Origin of the sequence: Pseudonocardia sp. TRM90224 (genome assembly GCF_021245725.1) — a bacterium.
In the GTDB taxonomy this organism is placed as follows: domain Bacteria; phylum Actinomycetota; class Actinomycetes; order Mycobacteriales; family Pseudonocardiaceae; genus Pseudonocardia.
This window is the reverse complement of sequence record NZ_JAJGSX010000027.1, coordinates 1-18,507: the sequence shown is the minus strand read 5'-3', so window position 1 is coordinate 18,507 and position 18,507 is coordinate 1. Positions and strand designations below refer to the sequence as shown.

The following is an 18,507-nucleotide window of genomic DNA, read 5'->3' as shown; positions in this document are numbered from 1 at the left end:
TCAGCTCACGCCCTGCCGCTCGGCGATCTGCCTCGCGGCGGCAACGGCGTCGGTCCATGCGGCATCGCGATCTTTGCCCTTCGACCAGACGAGCGTGATCTCGTCGGCGAACGGCTGGTAGACCGCGGCGTCGGCGGGTGCTTCGTACGCCGCGGGCACGTTCTCCGCGGCGGGCCCGAACACCTCGATGGTGGACTGCCCGCCGAAGAACGGGTCGCCGGCGGTCAAGGCGGGGAGCTTGTACGCGGCTGGCGCGGTCGGGAAGAGCGCGGCGTCGGTGAACCCGCGTGCCTGGTTGTCCGGGCCGAGCAGCCACGTGATGATCTCGAACGCGAGCTGCGGGTTGCGGCACTCGCGGGTGAGGGCGAGGAAGGAGCCGCCGTCGTTGGACGGGCCCTCCGGCATCGGCGCGACCCGCCACTTCCCGGCCGTGTCGGGGGCCTCGTTCTTGATGTCCAGCGCCGACCACGCCGCGCCGGGCGAGCAGGCGAACGTGCCGTTCCCGCGGGCGGCGGTCTTGTCCTGGTTCTCCAGCTGCGGCGCCGCGACGCCCATGTCGATCGCCTTGACCGCGCGGTCCCACGCGGTGCGCACGTGCGGCCGGTCGCCGATGAAGTGGTTGTCCGCGTCGATGAAGCGCTTGCCGCTCTGCCCGACCCCGATCTTGAACAGACCCACCACCGAGTCGACCACGAACGACCCCGGGACGGCCTGCACGAGCCGCCGTCCGGCCTGGAAGAACCCGTCCCACGTCGAGATGGCAGCGGTCACCTGTGCAGGCTCCGACGGCAGGCCGGCCTGCGCGAAGAGGTCGGAGCGGTAGAACAGCGCGGTCGGGCCGACGTCGATCGGGAAGCCGATCAGCTTTCCGTCGCGCGAGGTGCCCTCCTTCCACTTCCACCCGACGTACTGCGCGGCGAGCCGGTCGGCGCCGAGCGTGTTCAGGTCGATGAACCGGTCGGCCTCGGCGAGCATCGACGCGATGTTCTCGCCTTTGATGCCGGTGATGTCCGGGACGAACTTCCGGCCGTTCATCGTGGTCACGAGCTTCTGCTTGAAGTCGCCGCCGATCACCGACGGCACGAGCGCCGTCGGTTTGAACTTCGCGACGGCATCCGCGACGACGGCGTCGCTGAGCCCGCCGCCCCAGTACCAGAGGGTCAGCTCGTTCGACGCGGTGTCGCGCCCCCCGCACGCTGCCGCCGCGCCACCGACCCCGGCGGCCGCGATCGCGAGCAACGTCCCGCGCAGTACGGCCCTGCGGGAATGAACGGCAGTGCGGGAATGAACGGCAGTGCGGGAAAGGTCCATGGCCACCCTCCTGTGCCAGCGGCCGCGGGAGCGCGCTCCGGGCGGGTGCTCCGCGGCGAGTGTCGAGGATGCTGCCCGTCGGTGCGCGACTTTGCAAGAGTTCGTTCGACTGTGCTTGAGCGCGTTGTAGGAGTGCGCAACTTTGCACGGTACCGTCGGCCCATGCTTCGGGAGCGCCGCCACGAGTTGATCGTGGGCATCGTGGCGTCGGAAGGGCCCGCGACCGTCGAGGCGCTGGCCGAGCGGCTCGTCACGAGCGCTGCCACGATCCGCCGCGACCTCGTCCAGCTCGCCGAGCAGGGCCTGCTGCGCAGGGTGTACGGCGGCGCGATGCCGCTCGACGAGCAGCGCGACGACCCGTTCCCCGACGTCGCCGCGACCCGCGCCGAGGAGAAGGACGCGATCGCCGTGCGCTGCGCCGAGCTGGTGCAGGACGGCGAGACGATCCTGCTCGACATCGGCACCACCGCCCATCGGGTGGCCCGCAGGCTGCGGGGCCGCAGCCTCACCGTCGTCACCAGCAGCCTCGCCGTGCTCGACGAGCTGATCGACTGCGAGGAGATCCAGCTCGTGCTGCTGGGCGGCATGGTGCGGCGGGACTACCGCTCCCTCGTCGGCTTCCTCACCGAGGACACGCTGCGCCAGATCAAGGCCGACCGGCTGTTCCTCGGCACGAGCGGCGTGCGCCGCGGTGGGCACGTCATGGACACCACGGTGGTGGAGGTGCCGGTCAAACGCGCGATGATCGCTGCGAGCGACCAGGTGGTGCTCGTCGCCGACCGCGGCAAGTTCCCCGGGGTCGGCATGGCGAGGGTGTGCGGCCCCGAGGCGCTCGACGTTGTCGTCACGAACGTGCAGGCGGACCCGGATACAGTGGCCGACCTGCGAGAAGGAGGGTCCGAGGTGATCACGGTATGAGGTTGACGATCCTCGGCGGCGGGGGGTTCCGCGTGCCGCTGGTGTATCGGGCGCTGCTCGAGGATCACGGCAAGGGCCGGGTCACGCACGTCACGCTGCACGATCTCGACCCGCAGCGGATGGCGGCGATCGCCAGGGTGCTCGCCGCGCTGGCCGAGGGTGTGCCCGACGCGCCGGCGGTGCGGGTCACGACCGACTTCGAAGAGGCCGTGACCGGCGCCGACTTCATCTTCTCCGCGATCCGCGTCGGCGGGCTCGACGGGCGTGCGATCGACGAGCGCGTCGCGCTGGCCGAGGGTGTCGTGGGGCAGGAGACGGTCGGCGCGGGCGGCATCGCGTACGGATTGCGCACGGTGCCGGTCGCCCGCCAGCTCGCGCAGAAGATCGCCTGGCTCGCCCCGGACGCATGGGTGATCAACTTCACCAACCCGGCCGGGATGGTGACCGAGGCGATGAGCCCGTTCCTCGGCGATCGCGTGATCGGCATCTGTGACTCGCCGGTGGGGCTGGGCCGCCGGGTCGCCGGGGCGCTCGGCGTCGACCCGGCCTCGGTGTGGCTCGACTACGCAGGCCTCAACCACCTCGGCTGGCTGCGCGGTGTCTGGGCCGGTGGGCGCGACCTGCTGCCGGAGCTGATGCGCGACGAGGACGCGCTCACGTCGTTCGAGGAGGGCAAGCTCTTCGGCGCCGACTGGCTGCGCACGATCGGGCACGTCCCCAACGAGTACCTGCACTACTACTACTTCGCGCGGGAGGCCGTCGACGCCGCCCGCGCCGCCGCCGACACCCGCGGCGCGGTGCTGATCAAGCAGCAGGACCGCTTCTACGGCCACACCGACACCCACCCGTTCCGGTCGTGGGAGAACACCCGGCTCGAACGCGAGACGACCTACATGGCCGACGCGCGGGACGCCGCGGGCGCGGGCGACCGGGCGTCGACCGACCTGCAGTCGGGCGGCTACGAGCGGGTCGCGCTCGCGCTCATGCGCGCGATCGCACTGGACGAGCGCACCACGTTGATCCTCAACGTGCGGGGCAGGGGAGTGCTGGGCACTCTCGACCCCGACGCGGTCGTCGAGGTGCCGTGCTTCGTCGACGCGAACGGCGCGCGCCCCGTCACGGTCGAGCCGCTCACCGGCCACGCGGCCGGGCTGGTCGCGGCGGTGAAGTCGGTCGAGCACGACGTCATCGAGGCCGCGACCACCGGGTCGCGTTCGGTGGCGCTGCGCGCCTTCGCGACGCACCCGCTCGTCGACTCGGCGCGGGTGGCGGCGCGGCTGCTGGAGCGGTACGAGGCGGAGCTGCCGCAGCTGGCGTACCTCTCCGGCCGCTCGTGACCCCGGCGGCGGGTCGCTCGTGCACAGGTTCGCCTCCTCGTGCACAGGGTGGAACTTGTGCACGGAGGCACCAACCTGTGCACGAGCGCCTACGCGCGCTGCTCGCGCACCAACCTCGTCCTCGGCGGTGCTCCCGAGCCGTCCCCAGCACGGATTCTCTGTCCCCGTGGCGGCCCGAGGGCCGTGGCGGACCTTCCTGGCACGCCGCTCACCTCCGTCCCCAGGTCGTAGTTGACGCCCTTGACGACCAGGGCGGTGCTCAACGGGGCTCGCGCCACATCAGCGGCACCCGCGGCCCGTCGGGGAGCCGGACTTCGCCGGTCACGACGAACCCGAAGCGCTCGTAGAAGCCGACGTTCTTCTCGTCGCTGGATTCGAGGTAGGCGGGCAGCCCGGTCGCGTCGCAGTAGGCGAGCGTGGGGCGCATCAGCGCCGAACCCACACCGGTGCCCTGCTGGTCGGGATCGGTGCCGAGGTAGCCCAGGTACCAGTGCGGCCGGTGCGGGTGCACCGCGCCGAACCGGGACAGGATCGTCCGGACCCGGCGGAACCCGTCGCGTCCGGTGCTCGACAGGACGCCGGGCAGCGCGCGCAGCATCGCCGGCAGGCGCATGGGGTGGCCCGGCGGCTCCCAGATCGCCGCCCCGGCCGGCGCCGCGGGGTCGCCGGCGGACAGCACGCCCGCGTTCGTGGCGTGGAAGTGGCGCAGCTGGACGTCGAAGAGCCCGCGCAGCCGCCGCTCGCGGGTGGCGGGATCGGGCAGGATCCACGAGATCACGGGGTCGTCGGCGAAGGCGCGGGTGAGCACCTGAGCCACGGCGCCGATGTATTGCGGGTCGGGGTGTCCGACGCGACCGGTGAACATCTCTCGATCCTGGCCTGCCGGGTCAGATCGTGCGGAGTGTGGGGGCGAGGGGGCGGCCGAGTGCCTTGCCCAGCACCTCGACCTCCGCGTCGAGCGCGTCCCTGTTCGGTGCCCGTTCCTCCCCGAACAGCTCGATCGCGAGCGTCTCGCCATCGGCGGTCCAGGTGCCGGCGACGCGCCCGTCCACCACGACGACCGGGGAGATCCAGCCGGCCGCCTTGCTGATCAGCGGCCGGCGCGCAGGTTCGATGATCTGCTTGTCGCTGGTGCCGGGGCCGAGCACGTACTGGTCGAACGCGGGTAGCAGTCGGACGCGGCCGGCCGGCCGGGTCGACGCCAGCTCGTCGAGGTCGGCGGTGCGGGCGTGCAGCCGCTCGCCCTCGACGTCGACCTCGGTGAGCGTCCCGGCCTCGACGAGATCGCCGAACCAGCGGCGCAGCACCGGCTTCTTCGTCACCCCGCGGAGCAGCCACTGGTCGAACGACGCCATCCCCGCAGGCCCGTACGCGCCGAGGTAGGCGGGCACGACGTGCGCCGCGGCGACGTCCGGCTCGGGGAGACCTTTCCAGCCGGGCAGCCAGGTCGCGGGGCTGGTGAACGTGACGCGGTTGCCGTCGCTCAGCGCGTTGCACAGCAGCCCCTGCCACGCGAACGGCTTGAGCAGGGCGCCCCACCCCGAGGCGAGGTGCTTGCCGAGCTCCACCTCCCCGCTGTGCTCGATGATCGCGGCGGCGAGCTCCTCACGGGTCAGCACGGCGTCGCGCAAGGCGTGGTCGACGGCCTCGCCGAGCTTCGCGATCTGCTCGGTGGTGGCGAACGACCGCTGCCACGACGGCTTCTCCCAGAACCGCGCCGCGGCGAGCAGGCTCAGGTACGCGCCGGCCTCGTCGGCGGGCAGCAGGTGCAGGGTGCCGCGCTGCGCCCACGTCTTCACCAGCGAGCGGTCGGCGAGCCGCTCGGGGACCTCGGCCCGGCCCGACGCCGTCCGCACCGCGACCGCCTGCGCCGCGCTGGAGGCGACCTGCGCCTGCACCCCGCCGAGGCGCCGCACGACATCGACCGTGTCGAGCCCGCCGGGCCGGTCGAGCAGCTGGCGCTCCATGCGCCAGGAGAGCACGTTCGGCCAGGTCAGCGCCGTCGGACTCATCCGGTATCCCTCTCGTTGGCGCGGGAGCGGCGGACCTTCGCGAGGTTGCCGCAGCGGCGCATCGAGCACCACCGGCGGTTGCCGGGGCGCGAGGTGTCGACGAGCAGGAGCCCGCAGTCGTCGGCCGCGCAGACCCGGATGCGGCCGCGCAGCGGGCCGCCGAACAGGTCGACGGCGTCACACGCGAGCGTCGCGATGGCCTGCGGGGTCGTCGGCGCGACCAGCCGCGTGCCGCCGCCGGCGGCGAAGGCCCTGACGAGCGGCGGCTCCGCGGCCGCAAGGTTGATCGTCTCGACGTCGGCGGCGGCGGGTTCGGCGCCGGCCGCCAGTGCGAGCGCGCTGCGTGTCGACGCAGTGCGCAGCACCCGCAGCGCGTCGAGATCGGCCGCCGTCGCCGTGAGCCGCAGGTCGGGCTCGTGCAGCACGTGCGGGAGCACTGCCGCGAGGTCGGCGGGCGTGCGGACGATCTCGAAGCGCTCGTGCTCGGGAATGCCGCCACCGGTGTGCACGAGGTCGATGCAGGCGCGCCCGGAGCGGTAGCGGCGCCAGTCCATGTAACTACTATAACTGGTTACACGAGGACCGACAGCTCCCGCTTCCGCTCCTCGCTCAACGGTGTCGGGGCGTGGAACCCGCGCAGCGAGCGGTCGTGCACCCAGTCGATCTCGACGTGCATGCCGTCGGGGTCGACGAACCAGAAGCTGATCTTCGGACCGAGGTCGGTGACCGCACCGTCGGACGATCCGTGCGCGACGAGCTTGCGGCGCAGCTCCTCGAACGCCTCCCACGACGGGACGTCGAGCGCGAAGTGGTCGAGATGGCCCCGGTCCATGATCGTGGGCGAACCCAGGCCGTGGCCGGTCTCCGTCTCGTTGTCCGCTGGCGCCTGCACGGGGTGCAGGACGGTGTGGTCGCCGACGGCGAGGATGGCGTGCCGGAAGCCCGGCACCGACTCCTCGAAGACCGGCGTCAGGCCGATGACCCCGGTGTAGAACGCGGTGAAGCGGTCGAGGTCGGCGGTGACGATCGCGACGTGGTTGATGCCCGAGAGCAGCTGCATCGGAGGTCCTCCGTGGTGGGCGGCACCTGAGCGGTTCCGCGGTGCTCCCGACGATCGCGCCGCCCGGCTGTGATCGGGCTGCGGTCCATATGCTCGCCGGATGCTCTCCGTGCTCGGGCCACTCCACCTCGAAGGGGCTGCCGGCCCGATCGGGATCGTGGGCCGCAAGTCGCGTGAGGTGCTCACGCTGCTCGCGCTCGCGGCGCCGCGGCCGATGTCGGTCGGCGCGCTGGCGTCGCGGCTGTGGGACGAGCCGCCGCCGTCGGCGGTGAAGACGGTGCAGGGGCACGTGTCGCGGGTGCGGACCGCGCTCACCGCCGCCGGGATCGGCACGGTCGCGGGCGGGCAGGCGGGCTACCACCTCGCCGTCGCGGACGGGCAGCTCGACGTCGCGGAGGTCGAGCGGCTGCGGCGCGGTGCGCGTCTCGCCTCGCTCGCCGGTGACGACCCGGGTGCAGCCGGGATGCTGGCGGAGGCCCGCGCCCTGTGGCGGGGCGAGCCGGAGCTGCCGGCGGGCTTCGTGGGTGACGCCGAGCGGGCGCGGCTCGTCGAGGAGCACCTGGGGCTGGTCGAGGACCACCTCGCAGCGGTGGTCGCTGCCGGTGGCGCGGCGTCGGTGATCGGCGAGCTGGAGGCGCTCACGGCGGAGCACTCTCTGCGGGAACGGCTGTGGGAGCTGCGGATGACCGCGCTCTACCACTGCGGGCGGCAGGCCGACGCCCTGCGCGCCTACCGGGACGTGCGGCGGCTGCTCGGCGAGCAGCTCGGGGTCGATCCTGGTCCCGGGCTGCGCGGGCTGGAGCGGGCGGTGCTCGGCCACACCGTCGTGCTGCCCGGCGCGGGCGCTCCGGCGGCGGTCACAGCCACCGTCGTGGTCGACGGCCCCCGCTATGCGAACGCGGCGGGCGTGCACGTCGCGTACAGCATCTTCGGCGACGGGGATCTCGACGTGTTGCTGTTGAACGCGACGTTCGTCCCGCTCGACTCCTACCTGGAGGAACCGCACCTGGCCGGCGCGATCGCCAGGCTCGCCACCGGTCGGCGGGTGGTTGCGTTCGACCGGCGGGGGATCGGGCAGTCCGACCCGGTCTCCCCGCATATGCCACCGTCGATCGAGGGGTGGCGCGACGATGTGGTCGCGGTGCTCGACGCCGTCGGCGCGGGCTCCGTGCACGTGTTCGCCAACGCCGACACCTCGATGATCGCGCTGCTGCTGGCCGCGACCAACCCGGAGCGGGTCCGCTCGGTCACGATGGTCAACGGGTTCGCCCGCTTCACGGTGACCGCCGACTACCTGCACGGGGAGCAGCCGCGCTCGGTGGACAACACGTTCAAGGAGATCCGCAGCCCGATCGAGGCGTCCGATATCGACGTGCTCGCGTTGACGGCCCCGACGGTCGCTGCCGACCCGCGGTTCCGCGCCTGGTGGGACGCGGCGGGCCGGCGCGGCGCCAGCCCGCGCACCGCCGAGCTGCTGCACGAGGTGTGGCTCGCCGCCGACGTGCGGACCGTGCTGCCCGACGTGACGCCGCCGGTGCTGCTGATCTCGCGGGCGGGCAGTCCGCTGTACGACACGGGCCACGCGCGCTACCTCGCTGAGCGGCTGCCGGACGCGCGGCTCGTCGAGTACGCCGACAGCGACGGGCCGTGGTTCCTCGGCGACGTCGAACGTGTGGTGTCCGAGTTCGAGAGATTCAGTCAAGCTTCTTGACTTGTAGTTGAGCGACGACCACGATTCGTCAAGCACCTTGACGAATGGAGCTCACCCGTGGCTGTCCTCACCGGCCCCACCTCACCCACGCACGACATCGGCGGCGCCCGGTTCACGTCGCTCGCCACCCCGACCCGCGGCAGCACCGACACGAGCGTCTGGATCGTGGAGATCGACCCCGGAACTCCCGCGAACCCGCACGAGCTGACCAGGGAGGAGGTGTTCGTCGTGCTCTCGGGGCGGGCGAACGTCCGCCTCGGATCGCAGGAGCTCGAAGCAGCGCCCGGCGACGCCATCGTCGTCCCGCCGAACACGCCGTTCGCGCTGGCGGCCGACGGCGACGAGCCGCTGCGCGCGATGTGCTGCATGCCGGTCGGCGGGCAGGCCCGCATGCACGACGGCGAGCCGTTCACGCCACCCTGGGCGGCATGAGCCATACCCCGCTCGCCCGGCTGCTGACGCTGTCCTTCCGGCTGCTCATCGACGGGCTCCACGAGCGCCTGCCGGAACGCGGCTTCCCCGGCGTCCGGCCGGCGTTCGGCTTCGTGCTGCTGGCGCTGGCCGGCGGTCCGGTGACGATGAAGGACCTGGTCGCGACGCTCGGGATCACGAAGCAGGCGGTGTCGCAGCTGGTGGTCGACATGGTCGCGGCCGGGTACGCCGTGCGCGACGTGCACCCGGCCGACGCCCGCTCCCGCACCGTCGCGCTGAGCGACCGCGGGCGGGAGCTGCTCGTGGCCGTGGAGGAGATCTACGCCGAGCTGGAGGCTGGGTGGGCGGCCCAGATCGGTGCGGACCGCGTCGCCGCGATCCGCACCGACCTCGAAGGTGTCCTGCGCGCGGCGCACGGGGGAGTGCTGCCGGCGCTGCGGCCGTAGGGCGGCGCGCGGAGCCCCCGGGTCCTGACGCCTGCAGGCGAGGTTGCGGGAGCCGTGCGTGCACACCGTGTGGGTAGCCGACGGCGACGGGACCCGGCGGGGGTGCCAGGAAAGTGGCGCGCGCCGGGAAGCGCGCGAACGGCACTTTCGGGCCAACCTATCGTTCGAAAGTGCCGTTCGCGCAGATCGCGCGAGGGCTGCGGGAGGGCAGGAAAGCCACTTTCCTGCCCTGTGAGGACCGGAACGTGGCTTTCCTGCCCTCACGTGCGCACCCCGGCCGGCCACCACGGCCCGTGCCCGGCCCACGGGTGGATCGCCGCAGCCCCGTGTGTCGACGTTGCACACCGTCGACACACGTTGCACATGGCTGGCCATGTGCAAGGCACACCCACCGTGTGCAACGTCGACTCCAAGCGGTTGCCGCCGCGCCGGGCCTGACGTCCCGTGCCGGCCCTCGCCCGCCCGGGAGGTGAACGAACGGCACTTTCGTCCAATAGGTGTGGACGAGAGTGCCGTTCGTTCACCGCGGCCGTACCTCCGAGCCGCGCCCAGCACGGATTTTCATCCCTCGCGGCGGCCGAGGCCTGGCGGACTTTCCTGGCAACGCTGGCGCCCCCCGCGGCGCCGCCGCCTACGCCCGGCCGATGAGCGCCTCCGCCGCCGCGACCGCCCGGTCCACCGGGATCGCGAAGCCGATCCCGATGTTCCCGCCTGCGCCGCTGCCCAGCGTCGCGATGGAGGTGTTGACCCCGACCACCCGGCCAGCGGAGTCGACGAGCGGGCCGCCGGAGTTGCCGGGGTTGATCGACGCGTCGGTCTGGACGGCCGACTGGCGCTGCCCGTCGGAGCCGAGCCGGATCTGCCGGTCGACTGCGCTGACGATGCCGGCGGTGACGGTGCCGGACAGGCCCAGCGGCGAGCCCACGGCGAGCACCTGGTCGCCGACCCGCAGGGTGCCGCCTTCGGCCAGCGGCAGCGGCGCCGGCCCGGCCCCGCCCTGGACGCGCAGCACGGCCACGTCCGTGCCGGGGTCGGTGCCGACGACCGTCGCGGCGGCCCGCCTGCCGTCGGCGAACCCGACCTGGACGGTGCCGCCGCGGCCGACGACGTGGGCATTGGTGAGGACGTGCCCGTCCTCGTCGAGCACGAAGCCCGAGCCGCCCGCCGTCCCGCCCGGCCCGCGGACCTCGATCGACACGACGCCCGGGAGCACCACCGCGGCAACGTCCGCGATCCCTGCCGCGCCGGGCTGCCCCGCGAGCGCCGGCGCTGCGCCCGCAGCTCGCGGCAGGCTGACCGGGGACCGCGTCGGCGGATCGGCCAGCTGGGTGCCGGCGAAACCGGCGACCCCGCCGACGACGACCGCCGCCGCGACGGAGAGCGCCAGCACCCGCCGGGCCTGCGGCCGGCCGCCGGGAACGGGCGGCGGACCGGCAGGCGGTGGCAGTGCCGGCAGCCCTCTCGGAGGTGTGGCCGGGCCGGGCGGCGGCGGGAGGAAGGCCGGCCCGGGATGTACCGGCGGCTCGGGTACCGGCATGCGATCGGTCGGCTCGTCGTCCACGGTGTGCTCCTTTCGGTAGCCGGCTCAGGGGAGCCGGGAGAACCAGGCCAGCGACGCGACCCCGGCGGCGAGCGCGAAGAGCAGCGACGCACCCAGCACCCAGCCGGTGATCTCCTGCTGCTCGGTGCGATAGCCGATGGAGGAACCGATGTCGCGGTAGACCTCCTGCAGCTCCGCACCGGTCGCGGCGGTGTAGCTCTGCCCGCCGCTGCCCTGCGCGAGCCCTGCGAGCGCCGCGGAGTCGACGGGGACGCGCTGCGTCTGTCCACCCGACGTCACCGTGCCCTCGGGGGTGCCGTAGGCGATCGTCGACACCGGCACGCCCGCTTGCGCCGCGGCCGACGCCGCGGCGTCGAGTCCGCTGCCAGCGGTGTTCGCGCCGTCGGAGAGCAGGACGATCCGGGCCGGCGGCGGCTCGGTGCCGGCGAGCTCGTCGAGCCCGCGAACGGCGCCGAGGGAGGCCAGCACGGCGTCGCCGATCGCGGTGCCTGCCCCGAGGTCGGGGCGTTCCAACGCGTCGAGGATGCCGGTCCGGTCGGTGCTCGGTGGCACGGCGACGGCCGCGTTGCCGGAGAACGTCACCAGCCCGACGTTGAACGTCTCGGGCAGGTCCGAGACGAACGTGCGCGCGGCCGCGGTCGCGGCGTCGATCCGGGTCGGCTCGACGTCCTGCGCCTGCATGGACACCGAGAAGTCCACCGCGACGATCACCGTCGCCCGCTCGCGCGGCACCTCGACGGGCATCGTCGGCCGGGCCAGCGCCAGCACCAGACCGGCCATGGTCAGCGCGAACGCCACGGCTGGCAGGTGCTTGCGCCAACCGGGACGGTGCGGCGCGACCTTCTCCAGCAACGGCATCGCGGCGAACCGGACCGCGTAGGCGCTGCGCCGCCGCTGCGCGAGCACGTAGGCCGCGACCAGCGCGGCGACCACGACCATGAGGCCGAGCCACCAGGGGGAGAGGAAGCTCATCGGGCCCTCCTGCGCCTCGCGCGGGCCGACGCGACGACGAACCGTGCGACGTCGCCCACCCAGTCGCGGTCTGTGCGCAGCACGAGGTGCGCCGCGCCGGTGCGGCGCACCGCCGCCGTCGTTGCCGTGCGGTGCGCCGCGGCCTCCGAGGCGAAGCGCGCCCGCAGCCGCGCGCTGCCGGTGTGCACCTCGCGCCGCCGCCCGGTCTCCGGGTCGACGAGCGTGAGCAGCCCGACATCGGGCAGCCGCTCCTCGCGCGGGTCGACCACCTCGACGGCGATCACGTCGTGCCGCGCGGCGAGCCGGCGCAGCGCCGGCTCCCACCCCGGTGGTGGGTCGATGAAGTCCGAGACCACCACCCGAAGGCCGGGGCGACGCCGCTCGCGGCGCATCCGCTCGATCCCCGCGCCGAGATCGGCGACGGCCGCCGGCCCCGGCTCGGGCCGCCCGGCGGCGATGAGCGAGCGCAGCAGGGCCCGCGTCGCCACCCGACCGGTGCGGGCCCGATGCGCCCGCAGCCCGTCGCCGGTGAGCACGCACGCCCCCAGCCGGTTGCCCGGCCGGTCGGTGAGCGCGCCGATCGCGGCGACCATCGCGACGGCGACGTCGCGCTTCTCCATCAGCGCCGTGCCGAAGTCCATGCTCGCGGAGCCGTCGACGAGCACCCACGTCTCCAGCTCGTGCTCGGCGACGGTGACCCGTACGTGCGGCTCGCCGGTGCGGGCGGTCACCGTCCAGTCCATCCGGCGCACGTCGTCCTCGCCCGGCCGGTACGGCCGCACGGCGTGCACCTCGCCGCCGGTGCCGATGCGCCGTCCCGGCCGGTCGCCGTGGGTGAGGCCGTCGACGCGCCGGCGGAGCACGACGTCCATGCGTCGCAACGCGTGCTCCGCCGCATGCAGCGCGATCATGCGGCCCTGCCGTCCGGTGCGGCGTCGATTGCCGGCACGTCCTGCGCAGGCGCGATGCGCGGCTGCCGCACCCGCTCCACCACCCGGCCCACCAGCCAACGCGGATCCACGCCGTCGGCGAGCGCGTCGAACGTCAGAACGAGCCGGTGCGCCATGACATCAGCCGCGACGTCGGCGATGTCGCCCGGCAGGACGTAGCCGCGCCCGCGCAGCAGCGCGAGCGCACGAGCCGCCGCGACCAGCCCGAGCGTCGCGCGCGGGCTGACCCCGAACTGCAGCGCGGAAGCCAGCTCCGGCATCCCGTGCGCCGCCGGATCGCGGGTCGCGAGCACCAGCCGCACCGCGTACTCGGCGTTGGCGTGGTGCACGAACACCTGCTCGGCGCTGCGTTGCAGCCCCCGCACCTGGTCCGGGTCGAGCACCCGCCGCGGCGAAGGCGGGTCGACGCTCATCCTCGCCAGGATCGTCATCTCCTCGGTGCCCGACGGGTACCCGAGATCGATCTTGAGCAGGAACCGGTCGCGCTGCGCCTCCGGCAGCTCGTACACCCCGTCGGACTCGATCGGGTTCTGCGTCGCGAGCACCAGGAACGGGTCGGGCAGCGGGTAGCTGGCCCCGCCGAGCGACACCTGCCGCTCGGCCATCGCCTCCAGCAGCGCCGACTGCACCTTCGCCGGCGCCCGGTTGATCTCGTCGGCTAGCACGGTGGTCGCGAAGACCGGCCCGAACTCGACGTCGAAGCTCTCCGACGACGGCCGCCAGACCCGCGTGCCGACGATGTCGCCGGGCACCAGGTCGGGTGTGAACTGCAGCCGCGAGAACGTGCCACCCGTGACGGTCGCCAGCGTCCGCACCGCCAGCGTCTTCGCGATGCCCGGGACACCTTCGAGGAGGCAGTGCCCGCGGGCGAGCAGGCCGACGAACATCCGCTCGACGGTGTGGTCCTGCCCGACCACGATGCGCTTCACCTCGAACAACGCCTCTTCCAGCAGCGCGTGCGCTGCCTCCTTGCCGAGGGACCCGACGCTCACAGGCTCGTCACCGGGGCAGCGCCGTCAGCAGGGTCGTTCTGAGCAGCGCCACTTTCGGCGGCCGGCCCCTTCGGGCAGTCCCGGTCACCCGGCGTCTGCTGAGTGTTCGCCAGCCCGGCTCGCGGGGAGTCGTCGACGGTGACGTACGCGGGCCTCGGCGCGGGGGCCGTCTCCTCGCCGGCGAACGCGATGCCGCCGGCGACGACCCCGCCGAGCACGAGCAGCCCGCCGGTGACGGCGGCGATGGTGGGAACGCGGTTCATGGTGATCTCCTTGGGTGAGGGGCCCGGCCGCCACTCGGGGGGACGGTTGGTGGCGACCGGGCCGGGGAGGGTGGGGCACCCCTGATCGGGAGGGGCGCCCTCGACCCGTTAACAGATCACCACCCGGGTGCGAAAACTGCGGGAAGCCCGACCGAAAGTCCGCCGAAAGCGCCCCGACCTGCGGCGCGGATTCCGGCTACCGTCAGGGACGTGCGGCTACTGGTCGTCGAGGACGAATCGGATCTCGCTGTTGCGCTGGTGGCCGGGCTCGGCCGAGCCGGCTACGCCGTCGACACGGCGGCCACCGGCGCGGAAGCGCTGGAGAAGCTTGGCGGCACCGACTACGACCTCATGGTGCTCGACATCAACCTGCCCGACATCGACGGGTTCACGCTGTGCCGGCGCATCCGGGCCGACACCGATGCCGCCGACCTGCGGATACTCATGCTGACGGCGCGGGGAGGGCTGCCCGACCGGATCCGCGGCCTCGACGAGGGCGCCGACGACTACCTGGTGAAGCCGTTCGCGCTCGCGGAGCTGCTCGCCAGGATCAGGGCGCTGCTGCGCAGGGATACGGGCGGCGGCAGCGCCGTGCTGGAGGTCGGCGACATCGTGCTCGACGACGGGCGCAGCTGGGCGCGCCGCGGCGAGCGGGAGCTGTCGCTGACCCGCAAGGAGTTCGCCGTGCTGCGCTACCTCATGACCCGCGCCGGGCACGTGATCTCCGCGGAGGAGCTGCTCGACCACGTCTGGGACGAGAACACCGACCCGTTCACGCAGACGGTGCGGGTGACCGTCGGGACGCTGCGGCGCAAGCTCGTCGTCGGCGACGAACCGCCCGTGCTGGAGACGGTGATCGGGCGCGGCTACCGGATCAGGGAACCGGCGTGAAGGCGCCCGCGTGGGCGCAGACGATCCGGTTCCGGCTGGCCGCGACCTACTCCGCGGTGCTCTTCGTGGTGACCGCCGTGGTGCTGGTCGCGGTCTACCTGACCGTCTCCGCGACGGTCGACGCCGCGCCGCTGAACCCGATCACCGTGCAGAAGGGCTCCTGGGTCGGCGGGAAGTTCGTGCCGAAGGGCGGCGGGGAGTTCCAGGCGGCGGACATCGCGAGCGTCCAGCAGGCCGTCAACTTCCAGGCGCTGGAGATCATCCGGGGCGCCTCGGTGATGGTGCTGGGCGGCCTGCTGGTGCTGAGCTTCGTCATCGGGTGGTGGCTGGCCGGGCGGGTGCTGCGCCCGGTCCGCCGGGTGACGGCCGCCGCGCAGGAGATCAGCGCGACCGATCTGTCACGCCGGATCGCGCTCGACGGGCCGCACGACGAGCTGCGGGCGCTCGCCGACACCGTCGACGACATGCTGGGCCGGCTCGACGGCGCGTTCACGGCGCAGCGCCAGCTGATCGACGACGCCTCGCACGAGCTGCGCAACCCGCTTGCGATCATCCAGACCAACGTCGACGCCGTGCTCTCCCGCGACGACGTCGACAGCGCCGAGCGCCGGCGCGCGAGTGTGGTCACCACCCGCGCGACCGCCCGGATGGCCGGCCTGATCGAAGACCTGCTGGCCGCCGCGCGCCGGGCCGCGCCCGCGTTCACCGAGTCCGACCTCGACCTCGCGGCGGTCGCGGCCGACGCCACCGACGAGTACGAGCTGCTCGCGGCGGACGCCGGGCAACGGCTGGAACGGCGCATGGAGCGCGGGGTGACGGTGATCGGCGACGCCGAGGCGCTGCACCGCGCCGTCGGGAACGTCGTCTCGAACGCGCTGCGGTTCGCGCCGCGCGGCAGCGTGATCACCATCGGGACCGGGCGCCGCGGCGGCTGGGGCTGGGTGGCGGTGCGCGACCGAGGGCCGGGCATCGCGACCGACCAGCAGTCGCGGGTGTTCGACCGGTTCTGGCGCGGCGGCGACCGACGTGGCCGCAACGGGCTCGGGCTCGCGATCGTGCGACAGGTCGTCGAGAGCCACGGCGGGGTCGTCGCCCTGCACAGCACGCCGGGCTCGGGCGCGACGTTCGTGCTCTGGATCCCCCTCGCGCTCGGATCGGGCGAGCCCGGCTCGGAGCTCGGCGGGGTGCGCGCGCCGACACCGCCGGAAGCCGACCCGCTGCCGGTCACGGCTGCGGAGAACGCACTGGGCGGTCAGCCATGACGGCGTCGTCGACGGTGCGCAGCTCGGCGAGCAGGACGGCGGCGGCCGCGGGCAGGTAGCCGCCGCGGCGGGTGACGGCCGCGACCGGGATGCCGAGGTCGAGCCCGGCGACGTCGACCACCACCAGTGAACCGGCGGCGACCTCCTCGCCGATGCCGCTCGTCTGCATGATCGCGAGCCCGAAACCGGCCTCGACCAGGCGTTTCTGCGCCGTGAGGCTGTCGATCAGGATCACCTGCTCCGCGGTGACCCCCGCGACCTCGAGCGTGTCGGCGAGCCAGCCGGCCGAACGCTCGGCACGACCCGGCGGCGCGGGGAACGCGAGCCAGCGGTGCCCGGCGAGCGCGGCCAGCCCGTCGTGGTGCCCGGCCGCCGCGGGATGGTCCGGCGCGGCGACCACCACCATCCGCTCGGTGAAGAGCACCTCGCTGCGCAGGTCGGGCGCGTTGTCGGCGGTGTAGCGCAACCCGAGCGTGACGTCGGCGCTGCGGACCAGCTCGCTCACCTCGCGGCTGGTCGCGGTGCGCAGCCGCACGTCGACGTGGGGGCGGAGGCGGGTGAAGCGGCGCAGCACCTGTGTGAGCCCGGTGCCGGCGAGCGTGCCGACCAGTGCCAGCGACACCGATCCGCGGTCGGGCGCGCCGACGTCCTGGACGGCAGCGTGCGCGTCGCGGACGGTGGCCAGCACCCGTTCGGCGTACGGGAGCAGCGCGCGCCCGGCCTCGCTCACGACGGCGCCCGCGGGTACGCGCTCGAACAGCGGGGCGCCCAGCTCGCGTTCCAGCAGGCCGAGCCGGCGGCTCACGGCCGGCTGCGAGAGGTGCAGCGCGGCCGCCGCCGCGGTGACGGAGCCGGTGCGGTGGATCGCCTCGAACGTCCGCAGTCCCTCGACGTCCATGGGTACCTCCATGCGCAGAGCTGATCGGCTGGCGCCACAAGTATGCATTGGGCAGATGGCCTCGTGCGTTCTACCGTTGCGGCATGTCCTTCCTCGACCTGCACACCGCCGGGAACGCCTTCGTGATGCCGAACGCCTGGGACGCCGGCAGTGCCGTGCTGCTCGCCGCCGCCGGTTTCCCGGCCATCGCGACCACCAGCGCCGGCATCGCGTTCGCGCTCGGCAAGGCCGACCACGCCGAGGGCCGCGACCGGGTCACGCGCGACGAGATGTTCGAGGCCGTGCGCCGGATCGCCGCGGCGGTCGACCTGCCCGTCAACGGCGACCTCGAGGACGGCTACGGCTCGACCCCCGACGAGGTCGCCGAGACGATCCGGATGTCGATCGAGATCGGGCTGGCCGGCGGCAACATCGAGGACTACGTCGACGGCACGCTCGTCGACGAGGAGGAGGTCGCCGACCGCATCGCCGCGGCCCGCGAGGTCATCGACGCGAGCGGGGTGCCGTTCGTGCTCACCGGCCGCACCGACGGCATGCTCGTCACCCCGCAACGTCCGCTCGCCGAGCTGATCCGGCGCGCCAACCGCTACCGCAAGGCCGGCGCCGACTGCCTCTTCGTGCCCGCCCCACCCGACATCAACATGATCAGGACGCTCGCCGCCGAGATCGACGGCCCGCTGAACATCAACATGTCGTGGGGGAGCGACGGCCCGAGCGTCGCCGAGATGCACGCGGCCGGCGTCGCACGCGTGAGCCTCGGCGGCACGTTCGCCCGCTCGGTGTACGGCTTCCTGCGGCAGAGCGCGCGCGAGCTGTACGAGCACGGCACGACGTCCTTCGCCGACGTCCAGATCCCGCACCCCGAGCTGGTCGAGCTCTTCACATCGCGGCGGCGCGGCTGAGGTCGGGCGGCCGGTCGGCGGATGGGACACGGGCGAGGGCAGGAAAGCCACTTTCAGGCCCCCACAGGGCAGGAAAGTGGCTTTCCTGCCCTCCCCGACCCCGCCGGTGGGGTCACGGTCGGTCCAACCGCACCCACCACGATCGTGCTCGACCAGCCGGAGGCGGCCGGGTGCGGCGCACGCGGGGGAAGGTCAGGAAAGTCGGCCATGGCCCTCCGGGCCGCCACGAGGGATGGGAATCGGTGCGGTGCGGGGCTCGGGTGTGCGGCCGTGGTGGGGCCGGTGAAACGAACGGCACTTTCGTCCACTAGGTATGGACGAAAGTGCCGTTCGTTCACTCCCGGCCCGGCGGGGACTGGGAACCCGTGCCGGGTGCGTCGCCGTGGACGAGGTGGGGCACGGACAGCGAGCGCAGGGCGCTCGTGCACAGGTTGATGCCTCCGTGCACAGGTTCGAACCTGTGCACGGGGAGGCGAACCTGTGCACGAGCAACCCGCAGCCGGACCCGGGCCGGTGACGTCCCCAGGAGTGGTGTAACTCCACTTCGCGGAGGCTCTGCGGTTCAGATCATGCCGTGATCAGCGCGGGT

The 18,507-nt window shown here is 73.4% G+C and carries 19 protein-coding genes; 8 read left to right on the top strand and 11 right to left on the bottom strand.

Going from position 1 to position 18,507, the window contains the following annotated elements; translation table 11 throughout:
- Window positions 1-1,311, bottom strand: a complete 1,311-nt coding sequence (locus LL648_RS29070; protein WP_232665950.1) for an ABC transporter substrate-binding protein — start codon at window positions 1,309-1,311, stop codon at window positions 1-3.
- Window positions 1,312-1,473: 162 nt separating this feature from the next.
- Here LL648_RS29070 and LL648_RS29065 point away from each other — a divergent pair, with 162 nt between their 5' ends.
- Window positions 1,474-2,229, top strand: coding sequence for a DeoR/GlpR family DNA-binding transcription regulator (locus LL648_RS29065; protein ID WP_232665949.1), 756 nt, complete (start codon window positions 1,474-1,476; stop codon window positions 2,227-2,229).
- Window positions 2,226-3,566 (top strand): 6-phospho-beta-glucosidase, encoded by a 1,341-nt coding sequence (locus LL648_RS29060; protein WP_232665948.1) that lies wholly within the window; start codon window positions 2,226-2,228, stop codon window positions 3,564-3,566. The genes LL648_RS29065 and LL648_RS29060 overlap by 4 nt, the downstream gene beginning before the upstream one ends.
- Before the next feature lie 259 nt (window positions 3,567-3,825).
- On the opposite strand, the gene LL648_RS29055 is transcribed toward LL648_RS29060, so the two are convergent.
- The 4 genes from LL648_RS29055 to LL648_RS29040 are packed head-to-tail and all read right to left on the bottom strand — an operon-like array spanning window position 3,826 to window position 6,638.
- Complete coding sequence (locus LL648_RS29055) at window positions 3,826-4,431, bottom strand: GNAT family N-acetyltransferase (protein ID WP_232665947.1); 606 nt, start codon at window positions 4,429-4,431, stop codon at window positions 3,826-3,828.
- Between the two features lie 22 nt (window positions 4,432-4,453).
- Entirely contained in the window at window positions 4,454-5,578 is a 1,125-nt protein-coding gene (locus LL648_RS29050; protein WP_232665946.1) for a winged helix DNA-binding domain-containing protein, read from the bottom strand.
- Window positions 5,575-6,132: a CGNR zinc finger domain-containing protein gene (locus LL648_RS29045; protein ID WP_232665945.1), complete on the bottom strand. Its 558-nt coding sequence runs from the start codon at window positions 6,130-6,132 to the stop codon at window positions 5,575-5,577. The genes LL648_RS29050 and LL648_RS29045 overlap by 4 nt, the downstream gene beginning before the upstream one ends.
- A 17-nt stretch (window positions 6,133-6,149) precedes the next feature.
- On the bottom strand, window positions 6,150-6,638 hold the full coding sequence (locus tag LL648_RS29040) for a VOC family protein (RefSeq protein WP_232665944.1): 489 nt from the start codon (window positions 6,636-6,638) through the stop codon (window positions 6,150-6,152).
- 100 nt (window positions 6,639-6,738) lie between these two features.
- Here LL648_RS29040 and LL648_RS29035 point away from each other — a divergent pair, with 100 nt between their 5' ends.
- Genes LL648_RS29035 through LL648_RS29025 form a run of 3 tightly spaced genes read left to right on the top strand, consistent with a single transcriptional unit; the run spans window position 6,739 to window position 9,227 of the window.
- Window positions 6,739-8,349 carry an alpha/beta fold hydrolase gene (locus LL648_RS29035; protein ID WP_232665943.1) on the top strand — a complete coding sequence of 537 codons (1,611 nt, stop codon included), beginning with the start codon at window positions 6,739-6,741 and terminating at the stop codon, window positions 8,347-8,349.
- 57 nt (window positions 8,350-8,406) lie between these two features.
- On the top strand, window positions 8,407-8,781 hold the full coding sequence (locus LL648_RS29030) for a cupin domain-containing protein (RefSeq protein ID WP_232665942.1): 375 nt from the start codon (window positions 8,407-8,409) through the stop codon (window positions 8,779-8,781).
- Window positions 8,778-9,227 carry a MarR family winged helix-turn-helix transcriptional regulator gene (locus LL648_RS29025; RefSeq protein ID WP_232665941.1) on the top strand — a complete coding sequence of 150 codons (450 nt, stop codon included), beginning with the start codon at window positions 8,778-8,780 and terminating at the stop codon, window positions 9,225-9,227. The genes LL648_RS29030 and LL648_RS29025 overlap by 4 nt, the downstream gene beginning before the upstream one ends.
- Window positions 9,228-9,858: 631 nt before the next feature.
- On the opposite strand, the gene LL648_RS29020 is transcribed toward LL648_RS29025, so the two are convergent.
- From LL648_RS29020 to LL648_RS29000, 5 genes are read right to left on the bottom strand one after another with little or no spacing between them, the layout of a single operon-like run.
- A complete protein-coding gene (locus tag LL648_RS29020) occupies window positions 9,859-10,788 on the bottom strand; it encodes a S1C family serine protease (protein WP_232665940.1) in 930 nt (309 codons plus the stop codon).
- Between the two features lie 24 nt (window positions 10,789-10,812).
- Complete coding sequence (locus LL648_RS29015) at window positions 10,813-11,760, bottom strand: VWA domain-containing protein (protein WP_232665939.1); 948 nt, start codon at window positions 11,758-11,760, stop codon at window positions 10,813-10,815.
- Window positions 11,757-12,671 (bottom strand): DUF58 domain-containing protein, encoded by a 915-nt coding sequence (locus LL648_RS29010; protein ID WP_232665938.1) that lies wholly within the window; start codon window positions 12,669-12,671, stop codon window positions 11,757-11,759. The genes LL648_RS29015 and LL648_RS29010 overlap by 4 nt, the downstream gene beginning before the upstream one ends.
- Window positions 12,668-13,702, bottom strand: a complete 1,035-nt coding sequence (locus tag LL648_RS29005; RefSeq protein WP_232665937.1) for an AAA family ATPase — start codon at window positions 13,700-13,702, stop codon at window positions 12,668-12,670. The genes LL648_RS29010 and LL648_RS29005 overlap by 4 nt, the downstream gene beginning before the upstream one ends.
- Window positions 13,699-13,965 carry a hypothetical protein gene (locus tag LL648_RS29000; protein WP_232665936.1) on the bottom strand — a complete coding sequence of 89 codons (267 nt, stop codon included), beginning with the start codon at window positions 13,963-13,965 and terminating at the stop codon, window positions 13,699-13,701. Before LL648_RS29000 ends, LL648_RS29005 begins: the two co-directional genes overlap by 4 nt.
- A gap of 210 nt (window positions 13,966-14,175) precedes the next feature.
- Between LL648_RS29000 and LL648_RS28995 the strand changes: the two genes are divergently transcribed.
- Both LL648_RS28995 and LL648_RS28990 read left to right on the top strand, forming a co-directional pair.
- Entirely contained in the window at window positions 14,176-14,856 is a 681-nt protein-coding gene (locus LL648_RS28995; RefSeq protein ID WP_232665935.1) for a response regulator transcription factor, read from the top strand.
- Window positions 14,853-16,118, top strand: coding sequence for a HAMP domain-containing sensor histidine kinase (locus LL648_RS28990; RefSeq protein WP_232665934.1), 1,266 nt, complete (start codon window positions 14,853-14,855; stop codon window positions 16,116-16,118). Before LL648_RS28995 ends, LL648_RS28990 begins: the two co-directional genes overlap by 4 nt.
- On the opposite strand, the gene LL648_RS28985 is transcribed toward LL648_RS28990, so the two are convergent.
- Window positions 16,081-17,016, bottom strand: a complete 936-nt coding sequence (locus tag LL648_RS28985; RefSeq protein ID WP_232665933.1) for a LysR family transcriptional regulator — start codon at window positions 17,014-17,016, stop codon at window positions 16,081-16,083. The two genes, LL648_RS28990 and LL648_RS28985, sit on opposite strands and share 38 nt — an antisense overlap.
- 83 nt (window positions 17,017-17,099) lie before the next feature.
- Between LL648_RS28985 and LL648_RS28980 the strand changes: the two genes are divergently transcribed.
- Complete coding sequence (locus LL648_RS28980; protein WP_232665932.1) at window positions 17,100-17,918, top strand: isocitrate lyase/PEP mutase family protein; 819 nt, start codon at window positions 17,100-17,102, stop codon at window positions 17,916-17,918.
- Window positions 17,919-18,507 lie beyond the last annotated feature (589 nt).

Bases quoted from the DNA above. Each gene is read 5' to 3' on its own strand.
- LL648_RS29070 (WP_232665950.1), bottom strand. From the start codon at position 1,311: ATGGACCTTTCCCGCACTGCCGTTCATTCCCGCACTGCCGTTCATTCC.
- LL648_RS29065 (WP_232665949.1), top strand. From the start codon at position 1,474: ATGCTTCGGGAGCGCCGCCACGAGTTGATCGTGGGCATCGTGGCGTCG.
- LL648_RS29060 (WP_232665948.1), top strand. From the start codon at position 2,226: ATGAGGTTGACGATCCTCGGCGGCGGGGGGTTCCGCGTGCCGCTGGTG.
- LL648_RS29055 (WP_232665947.1), bottom strand. From the start codon at position 4,431: ATGTTCACCGGTCGCGTCGGACACCCCGACCCGCAATACATCGGCGCC.
- LL648_RS29050 (WP_232665946.1), bottom strand. From the start codon at position 5,578: ATGAGTCCGACGGCGCTGACCTGGCCGAACGTGCTCTCCTGGCGCATG.
- LL648_RS29045 (WP_232665945.1), bottom strand. From the start codon at position 6,132: ATGGACTGGCGCCGCTACCGCTCCGGGCGCGCCTGCATCGACCTCGTG.
- LL648_RS29040 (WP_232665944.1), bottom strand. From the start codon at position 6,638: ATGCAGCTGCTCTCGGGCATCAACCACGTCGCGATCGTCACCGCCGAC.
- LL648_RS29035 (WP_232665943.1), top strand. From the start codon at position 6,739: ATGCTCTCCGTGCTCGGGCCACTCCACCTCGAAGGGGCTGCCGGCCCG.
- LL648_RS29025 (WP_232665941.1), top strand. From the start codon at position 8,778: ATGAGCCATACCCCGCTCGCCCGGCTGCTGACGCTGTCCTTCCGGCTG.
- LL648_RS29015 (WP_232665939.1), bottom strand. From the start codon at position 11,760: ATGAGCTTCCTCTCCCCCTGGTGGCTCGGCCTCATGGTCGTGGTCGCC.
- LL648_RS29010 (WP_232665938.1), bottom strand. From the start codon at position 12,671: ATGATCGCGCTGCATGCGGCGGAGCACGCGTTGCGACGCATGGACGTC.
- LL648_RS29000 (WP_232665936.1), bottom strand. From the start codon at position 13,965: ATGAACCGCGTTCCCACCATCGCCGCCGTCACCGGCGGGCTGCTCGTG.
- LL648_RS28985 (WP_232665933.1), bottom strand. From the start codon at position 17,016: ATGGACGTCGAGGGACTGCGGACGTTCGAGGCGATCCACCGCACCGGC.
- LL648_RS28980 (WP_232665932.1), top strand. From the start codon at position 17,100: ATGTCCTTCCTCGACCTGCACACCGCCGGGAACGCCTTCGTGATGCCG.